We start from the raw sequence: 8,363 nt of genomic DNA on the forward strand, positions 1-8,363 counted from the left end.
CAAGCCCGGCCATGACGGTAAAACTATGGAAATTCCGCGTTCCGCGTCAGATTCCCGCGACTTTGACCACCAGATCGGCCAGCCGCTCGGCGGCATCGAGCCGGCCGGCGCCGCGGGCAGCTTCCGCCATCGCGGCGAGGCGCGCCGGCTCGGCGGCGAAGGTGGAGATCTCGGCAGCCAGCCGGTCGGAGGTGAACTCGGTCTGCGGAATCCGCAGCGCGCCGCCGACCTGGGACAGCACGCCGGCATTGGCGAACTGGTCCTGGTCGATGGCGCCCGGCAGCGGCACCAGGATCGAGGGCCGGCCGATGGCGGCGAGCTCGGCGACCGTGCCAGCGCCCGCGCGCGACACCACGAGATGGTTCGCGGCCAGACGCGCCGGCAGATCGGTGAAGAACGGCGCGAGCTCGGCCTTGATCTTCAGTCTGTCGTAGACGGCGCGAACGCGATTCATGTCCTCTTCGCGGACCTGCTGGGTGAGAACCAGCCGGCTCCACAGCACGGGCTCGAGCCGCTCGATCGCGCCGGGCACGATGTCAGCCATGATGCGCGCGCCCTGGCTGCCGCCGACGACGAGGAGCCGGAACGGCTCATTGGTTGCGGGTGCGGAATATGTCACCGCGGCCGCCGCGAGGATCGCGGGACGCATCGGCGTGCCGACCGTCGTGGTCTTCGACGCCAGCGCGGGATCGCGATCGAGCACGCCGGGCAAGGAGGTTGCGATGGCGCGGACATGGCGCGACAGGAAGCGGTTGGCGCGGCCGAGCACGGCGTTGGCGTCATGGATGATGCCGGGCAGGCCGGCGAGCCGCGCCGCGATCAGCGGCGGCAAGGTCGGATAGCCGCCGAAGCCGATCACCGCGGCCGGCTTCAGGCGGCGCATCAGGTTGAAGGCGGACAATGTGCCGGTGGCCAGCGTCAGCGCGGCGTGCGCAAGCTGCAGCGGATTGCGGCCGCGCGCGGTCTCGCTCGCGACGACGTCGATCATGTCCTTGGTGAAGAGACCGCTGTATCTCAGCGCACGCTCGTCGGTGACCAGCCGCACGCGAAAGCCGCGGCGGATCAATTCGACGCCGAGCGCCTCGGCCGGAAACAGATGGCCGCCGGTGCCGCCCGCGGCGAGCAGAATCAAGGGGGATGTATTCATGGCGGGGCAGTTTTACAGGGTAATTCCTGTCATTGCGAGCGCAGCAGCCTACCTAGGGCTCGTGCCCCGGGCGCAGCGCAGCGCGCCGCCCTTCGGCGTGATGCGCTGCTGAACCGGGGCCCATTGGCGCGACATTCTGGGTCCCGGATCTGCGCTTACGCTTGTCCGGGACACGAGAGCAACGATTACGCGTAACTCCGCATCGCGTCGGCGTGGCCGTTCGCCTCGATCTCGGTGCGCGGGCGCAGCCGCGTCAGCGCCAGCATCATGCCGACGCCATAGGCGAGCGACACGATGGAGGAGCCGCCATAGGAGATGAAGGGCAGCGTCATGCCCTTGGCCGGAATGAGCTGGAGGTTGACCGACATGTTGATCGCGGCCTGGACGCCGAACAGGATCGCAAGGCCGGACGCCGCAAAGCGCGAGAACATGTCTTCGTTGGCATAAGCGCGCGACAACGTGCGGATCACCACGAAGGCAAACAGGCCGAGCATGGCGAGGCACAGCACGATGCCGAACTCTTCGGCGGCGACTGCGAACACGAAGTCGGTGTGGCTGTCCGGCAGGCTGCGCTTGGCGATGCCCTCGCCCGGCCCGAGCCCAAGCCAGCCGCCGTTGTAGAAGGCCTCCATCGCGGTATCGACCTGAAAGGTGTCGCCCGAGGCCGGGTTCATGAAGCGCTTGATGCGGCCCGCGACGTGCGGGACGAAAAGATAGGCGCTGAACAGGCCGGCTGCCGCGGCACCCGCGAGGCCCGCCACCCAGATCATGCGCATGCCCGCGATGAAGAACAGCGCGCCCCACACCATCAGGATCAGCATGGTCTGGCCGAAGTCGGGCTCCATCACCAGGAGCGACACCAGCATCAGCAGCAGCACCATCGCCATTGAAGTCGCTGGCATCTCCGGCCGCTTGGTGGATTCCGCAAACAGCCAGGCCGCGATGACGACGAAGGACGGCTTTGCGGCCTCGGAGGCCTGGATGTTGACACCGAGCAGCGTGATCCAGCGCCGCGAGCCCTTCACCTCGGGGCCGATCGCCAGCGTCAGCACGATGAGGACGATGCTGACCGCAAAAATGATCAGCGCGCTTCGCCTGATGGCGCGCGGCGACAGGAAGGAGACGCCGATCAGCACCATGAAGGACGGCAACAGGAACATCACGTGCCGGCTGAAGAAGTGGAACGGATCGAGCCCGATCCGGGTCGCGACCGGCGGGCTCGCCGCCAGCGACAGGATCACCCCGCACAGCATCAGCGCCATGATCGCGCCGAGCAGCAGCTTGTCGACGGTCCACCACCACTCGGAAAAAGGTGTGCGTTCTTCGCGGGAGAGCATGGTGGTGCGGCCTTCGGACAGAGGTCCGTCCATTGGTCGCCGAGGTTGGTTACCGGGAGGTTAATGGGGTCGATCAACTTGTGAAGAGTCTCGTGCCGCGGACGCAGCGCAGCGCTTCTTCAGCGGTGCGCTGCTGAGCCGGGGCCTATTGTGGCCTCCTGGGTCCCGGCTCGCGCTACGCGCGTCCGGGACACGAGAGCATCACACCACCGGCTTCACGCCCGGCAGCGCCTGGACGAGGTCGCGAAACTTCGCGCCGCGGATTTCGAAATTGCGGTACTGGTCGAACGAGGCGCAGGCCGGCGAGAGCAGCACGACTGCGTCCTGCAATCCCGACGCCTCCGCATCGCGCGCAGCGTTCGCGACGGCAACGTCGAGCGTCTGGCTGATCTCGTGCGGCACTTGCGTGCCCAAGGTCGCCGCAAACTCCTGCGCCGCCTCGCCGATCAGATAGGCCTTTCGGATGCGCGGGAAGAAGGAGGTCAGGCTGGTGATGCCGCCCATCTTCGGCTTGCCGCCGGCGATCCAGAAGATGTCGGCAAAGGACGACAGCGCGTGGGCTGCGGCATCCGCATTGGTGCCTTTGGAATCGTTGACGAACAGCACGTTGTCGCGGCGGCCGACCTGCTCCATGCGATGCGCCAGGCCGGGGAAGCTGCGCAGGCCGTTCTGCAACACATCGAGGCTGATGCCCATCGCGAGTGCGGCGGCCGCGGCGCAGGCCGCGTTCTGCGCATTGTGCAGGCCGCGCAGCGAACCGATGCCGCCGAGTTTTGCGACTTCGCTCTTGGCACCACCAGCCGCGCGCACGATGGTGCCGTGCTCGACATAGATGCCGCTGGCGAGCGGATTCTTCACGGAGATGCGCACCACGTTCTTGCCGCCGCGATCGAGCCGGTCGGCGATGTCGCGGCAAAAGCCGTCGTCGACGCCGACGATCGCGGTGCCCTGCGCCTGCACACTGGCGACGAGACGTTCCTTCACCGCGGCATAATGCGCAAGGGTGCCGTGGCGATCGATGTGGTCCTCGCTGACATTGAGCAAAATGCCGACGGAGGGATCGAGCGAGGGCGTGAGGTCGATCTGGTAGGACGACATCTCGATGACATGGACGCGGCCCATGCGCGGCGGCTCCAGCGACAGGATCGCGGTGCCGATATTGCCGCCCATCTGGGTGTCGTAGCCGGCCACTTTCGTCAGGTGCGCGATCAGCGCCGTCGTGGTCGACTTGCCGTTGGTGCCTGTGATGGCGACGAACGGCGCGTCCGGCGCATGCCGCCGCCGCTCGCGGCAGAACAGCTCGATGTCGCCGATCACCTCGACGCCGGCCTCACGCGCCTTCAACACGCTCCAATGCGGCGCCGGATGGGTGAGCGGCACGCCGGGCGCGAGCACGAGCGCTGAAAAATTCGTCCACGACACGCTCCGCAGGTCGGCGGTGATGAAGCCCGCCTGCGCGGCCTTTGCGACATTGTCGGCACTGTCATCGCCAGCGATCACTTCGGCGCCGCCCGCCTTCAGCGCGTGGCAGGACGCAAGGCCGGAGCCGCCGAGGCCGAAGACGGCGACGGTCTTGCCCGCGAAGGACGTGACTGGGATCATCGGTTGATCACCGCAGCTTCAGCGTGGAGAGGCCGGCGAGCGCCAGCATCACCGAGATGATCCAGAAACGGATCACGATCTGCGGCTCGGTCCAGCCCAGCTGCTCGAAGTGGTGATGGATCGGCGCCATCTTGAAGATGCGCTTGCCGGTGAGCTTGAACGAGACGACCTGCACGATCACCGAGACGGCTTCCAGCACGAACAGACCGCCGATGACCGCGAGCACGATCTCGTGCTTCACCGCGACCGCGATCGCACCGAGCATGCCGCCGAGCGCGAGCGAGCCGGTGTCGCCCATGAAGATCGAGGCCGGCGGCGCGTTGAACCAGAGGAAGCCGAGCCCCGCGCCCAAGAGCGCGCCGCATAACACCGCGAGCTCGCCGGTGCCGGCGACATATTTGATCTGGAGGTAATCGGCGAACACGGCGTTGCCGGCGAGATAGGCGATCATCGCAAAGCTCGCGGTCGCGATCATCACCGGCACGATGGCGAGGCCGTCGAGACCGTCGGTGAGGTTCACCGCATTGCCGGCGCCGACGATGACGAAGGCGCCGAACACCACGAAGAACCAGCCGAAATGCAGCACGGTGTCTTTCAGGAAGGGAATCGTCAGCGCGGTGGACGCGGGATCGCGGTTCAGCCGCACCAGCGCGTAGCAGGCTACCAGCGCGATGATGGCCTCGATGCCGAGGCGGAGCTTGCCGCCAAAGCCGCTGGAGGTCTGCTTGGTCACCTTGAGGTAATCGTCATAGAAGCCGACGAAGCCGAAACCGAGGGTGACAGCGAGAACGATCCAGACATAGGGGTTGAGCGGATTGCACCACAGCACGGTGCCGACGGTCAGACCCGACAGGATCATCAGCCCGCCCATGGTGGGCGTGCCCCGCTTGGCCAAATGCGATTGCGGGCCGTCGGTGCGGATCGGCTGGCCCTTGCCCTGGCGGATGCGCAAATGATCGATGATCCAGGGCCCGAACAAAAACACGAACAGCGCACCGGTGACCACGGCGCCGCCGGTGCGGAATGTGATGTAGCGGAAGACGTTCAGGAGGGTGCGAAACGCACCAAAGCCAGGAACCGTGTTGGAGAGCTCGATCAACCAGTAGAACATTCAGACAGTCCCATACCGCATTTGCGCGCGGCCTCTTCGGAAACGCCTCACGGCGCATCGTTCAATTGTCATCTGGCGGTCTGGCGACCCCATGAACCTGATACGTCGCAACTGATGTGGCGGGAAGGCGGCGACGGCTTGCCACGCCAGTTTACGCCTTTGCCTGCAAGGCGGCCACTAGGGCCGGCACAAACTTGTTGACCCAGAACATCTTCTTGCTGCCCTTGACAACCACGACGTCGCCTGCCTTCAGCAGCCCCGCGACGGCCTCGGCCTTGAGTGTCGCAGGATCGTCATGCCAGCCGAGGTTTTGGCCGGCCGGCAACAGCTCATGAAGGTGCTTCATGAGGGGCCCGACGCAGTAGACGCCGTCGATCCCGGCCAGATATCTGGCGAGATCCTTGTGATAGGCCGGCGCATCGCTGCCGAGCTCGAGCATGTCGCCGAGCACCGCGATGCGGCGGCCACCGGTCACCGGGCGCGCCTTCAGGCTCTCAAGCGCCGCCGCCATGGAGGCCGGATTGCCGTTGAAGCTGTCGTCGATCACGGTGACGCCGCCGACGGTCTGCTCGACGCCGCGGCCGGTCATGATGCCGACGCGGTCGAGCTTGATCGCAAGCGTGGCGGCATCGAGATGCGCGGCGCGGATCGCGGCGAGCGCGGCCAGCGCATTCTGTACCCGATGCGGCGCGCCCGGTGTCAGGCTGAACGCGATCTCCTTCTTGCCGATCTCGACGACGACCTGCCAGCTCTCGCCATGCGGCGCGTGCGTGACCTCGTGCACCTCGGCATGCTCGCCGAAGCGCACCACCTTGCCTTTCCATTCGGACGCCTTGAGCCCGGCAGGGACCACCAGCACGCCGTCCTCCGGCAGGCCCTGCGCGATCGATATCTTCTCGCGCCTGATCGCTTCGAGCGAGCCGAGCTTCTCCAGATGCACGGGTTGCACATTGACGACCAGCGCAACCGTCGGCTTCGTCAGCTCGCTCAGCCGCGCGATCTCGTCAGTCTGGTTCATGCCCATCTCGACGACCCAGAGGCTGGCATCCGGCTTTGCATTGACCAGCGTCAGCGGCACGCCCCAAAAATTGTTGAAGCTCGACGGGCTCGCATAGGCGTGCGGATAGGCCGCGAGAAATTCCTTGGTGCTGGTCTTGCCGGCACTGCCGGTGAGGCCGATCACCGGTCCCTTGAAGCGCGCACGGGCGGCGTGCGCGAGGGCCCAGAGGCCGTCGATCAGCGTGTCCTTGACGATCAGTTGCGGAATGCTGATGCCAGCGATCTCGTGCGGCACGATGATCGCGACGGCACCGGCGGCCTGCGCCTTGTCGGCGAACTCCCAACCATCGCGCGCACTGGCAAAACTGGAGATGAAGCCGCCGCTCGGCGTGCCGCTGAGCGCGACGAACAGGCTGCCGGGCTTCACCAGGCGGCTGTCCTGCGTGACGAAATCGATTGGCGTATTCGGGAACGATCCGGTCAGCCCGAGCGCACGCGCGACTTCGGCAACCGTCCATAATGGCCCGCTCATGCACCCCTCGTCGTTAGTGCGGCGGCAACCGCCTCGTGATCGCTGAAGGGCAGCACGCGGTCGCCGACGATCTGCCCGCTCTCGTGGCCCTTGCCGGCGATCAACAGCGCATCGCCCGGCTGGAGATCGTCGATCGCGGCGCGGATCGCTTCGGCGCGGTCGCCGATTTCTTTTGCGCCCTTGGCTTCGCTAAGGATCGCCGCGCGAATGGCTTCCGGCTTCTCGCTGCGCGGATTGTCGTCGGTGATGATGACGCCGTCGGCATTCTCGGCCGCGATCGCGCCCATGATCGGGCGCTTGCCGGCGTCGCGATCGCCGCCGGCGCCGAACACGACGATCAGTTTTCGCTTGGCGTAGGGTCGAAGCGCCTGAAGCGCTTTGACCAACGCATCCGGCTTGTGCGCGTAATCGACGAAGATCGGCGCACCGTTGCGCTCGCCGACGAGCTCGAGCCGGCCCTTGGCGCCTTCGAGATGTTCGAGGCTCGCAAACACATTTGCCGGATCGCTGCCGGTGCCGATCGCGAGGCCGGCCGACACCAGCGCGTTCTCGATCTGGAATTCACCGACCAATGGCAAGCGGATCGCATAGCGCTTGCCGCGATGCTCAACATCAAGCTTCTGTGAAAAGCCGTCGATTTCGGCATTCACAAGGCGAATGCCCTCGCCCGCGCCGTCGCCCTTGCGGCCAACCGACATTACGCGAAGACCCTTTGCGCGCGCCGCCTCGATCGCGTCATCAGAGCAATCATGATCGGCTGAGATCACGGCGGCGCCGCCTGGCGGGATCAGATCGCGAAACAGCCGCAGCTTGGCCGCGAGGTAATGCGCGACGGTCGGATGATAGTCCATGTGATCGCGCGTGAGGTTGGTGAAGCCGCCGGCGGAGACGCGGACGCCGTCGAGGCGATACTGGTCGAGCCCGTGCGAGGATGCTTCGAAGGCGAGATGCGTGACGCCGTCGCGCGCGATCTCGTCGATCTGCCGGTGCAGCGCGATCGGATCCGGCGTGGTCAGCGAGCCGTAAACGGTGCGTTTCGGCGACACGAGGCCGATGGTGCCGATGCTCGCGGAGACATGCCCCAGCCGCTCCCAGATCTGACGCGTGAATGCAGCGACCGAGGTCTTGCCGCTGGTGCCGGTCACGGCCGCAATGGTCGCGGGCTGTTTCGGGAAGAATTTTGCCGCGGCCAGCGCCAGCGCACGGCGCGGATTGGCAACCGCGACGAACGGCACCTTGCAGCCGCCCTGCGGCGGATGATCGCCCACCACGGCGACGGCGCCGGCGCTGATCGCAGCCTCGATGAAGCGCGCGCCGTCGGTCTTGCTGCCTGCTAGTGCAAAGAAGAGATCGCCCGGCTTGACCACGCGGCTGTCGAGCGCAAGGCCGGTCACATCGAGCGCGGCGGCGGCAGGCTCGATGGCGGCATCATTGCCCGAAAGCAGGTCGCGCAGTTTCATGGTCTTCCAGTCCAGACGCCGAGCCGGAAATCCAGTGAAAACCGACTCAGGCAGCACCAATACGGCTTACTGGGTTGTCCTGGATGTCGCAAGAATAAGGCGGTCGGACGGCGGCAGATTGAAGCGGGGCTCGATGCCCAGCAGCGGCGCAATCCGGGCGATCACCTTGCCGCCG

At 66.2% G+C, this 8,363-nt stretch carries 6 protein-coding genes; all 6 read right to left on the reverse strand.

Going from position 1 to position 8,363, the window contains the following annotated elements:
• Window positions 1-46: 46 nt before the first annotated feature.
• Window positions 47-1,147, reverse strand: a complete 1,101-nt coding sequence (gene murG, locus C2U70_RS31980; protein ID WP_140982614.1) for an undecaprenyldiphospho-muramoylpentapeptide beta-N-acetylglucosaminyltransferase — start codon at window positions 1,145-1,147, stop codon at window positions 47-49.
• Window positions 1,148-1,332: 185 nt separating this feature from the next.
• Window positions 1,333-2,484, reverse strand: a complete 1,152-nt coding sequence (gene ftsW, locus C2U70_RS31985; protein ID WP_140982624.1) for a putative lipid II flippase FtsW — start codon at window positions 2,482-2,484, stop codon at window positions 1,333-1,335.
• A 201-nt stretch (window positions 2,485-2,685) separates the two neighbouring features.
• On the reverse strand, window positions 2,686-4,086 hold the full coding sequence (gene murD / locus C2U70_RS31990; RefSeq protein WP_140982616.1) for a UDP-N-acetylmuramoyl-L-alanine--D-glutamate ligase: 1,401 nt from the start codon (window positions 4,084-4,086) through the stop codon (window positions 2,686-2,688).
• Between the two features lie 7 nt (window positions 4,087-4,093).
• Complete coding sequence (gene mraY / locus C2U70_RS31995; RefSeq protein ID WP_140982618.1) at window positions 4,094-5,197, reverse strand: phospho-N-acetylmuramoyl-pentapeptide-transferase; 1,104 nt, start codon at window positions 5,195-5,197, stop codon at window positions 4,094-4,096.
• Between the two features lie 151 nt (window positions 5,198-5,348).
• Window positions 5,349-6,728: a UDP-N-acetylmuramoyl-tripeptide--D-alanyl-D-alanine ligase gene (locus tag C2U70_RS32000; protein ID WP_140982620.1), complete on the reverse strand. Its 1,380-nt coding sequence runs from the start codon at window positions 6,726-6,728 to the stop codon at window positions 5,349-5,351.
• Entirely contained in the window at window positions 6,725-8,188 is a 1,464-nt protein-coding gene (locus C2U70_RS32005) for a UDP-N-acetylmuramoyl-L-alanyl-D-glutamate--2,6-diaminopimelate ligase (RefSeq protein WP_140982622.1), read from the reverse strand. The genes C2U70_RS32000 and C2U70_RS32005 overlap by 4 nt, the downstream gene beginning before the upstream one ends.
• Window positions 8,189-8,363 lie beyond the last annotated feature (175 nt).

The organism is Bradyrhizobium guangdongense (assembly GCF_006483445.1).
GTDB classification, from domain to species: Bacteria; Pseudomonadota; Alphaproteobacteria; order Rhizobiales; family Xanthobacteraceae; genus Bradyrhizobium; species Bradyrhizobium guangdongense_A.

Coding starts and splice junctions, on each gene's coding strand:
- murG (WP_140982614.1), bottom strand. CDS start 1,147: ATGAATACATCCCCCTTGATTCTGCTCGCCGCGGGCGGCACCGGCGGC.
- ftsW (WP_140982624.1), bottom strand. CDS start 2,484: ATGCTCTCCCGCGAAGAACGCACACCTTTTTCCGAGTGGTGGTGGACC.
- murD (WP_140982616.1), bottom strand. CDS start 4,086: ATGATCCCAGTCACGTCCTTCGCGGGCAAGACCGTCGCCGTCTTCGGC.
- mraY (WP_140982618.1), bottom strand. CDS start 5,197: ATGTTCTACTGGTTGATCGAGCTCTCCAACACGGTTCCTGGCTTTGGT.
- C2U70_RS32000 (WP_140982620.1), bottom strand. CDS start 6,728: ATGAGCGGGCCATTATGGACGGTTGCCGAAGTCGCGCGTGCGCTCGGG.
- C2U70_RS32005 (WP_140982622.1), bottom strand. CDS start 8,188: ATGAAACTGCGCGACCTGCTTTCGGGCAATGATGCCGCCATCGAGCCT.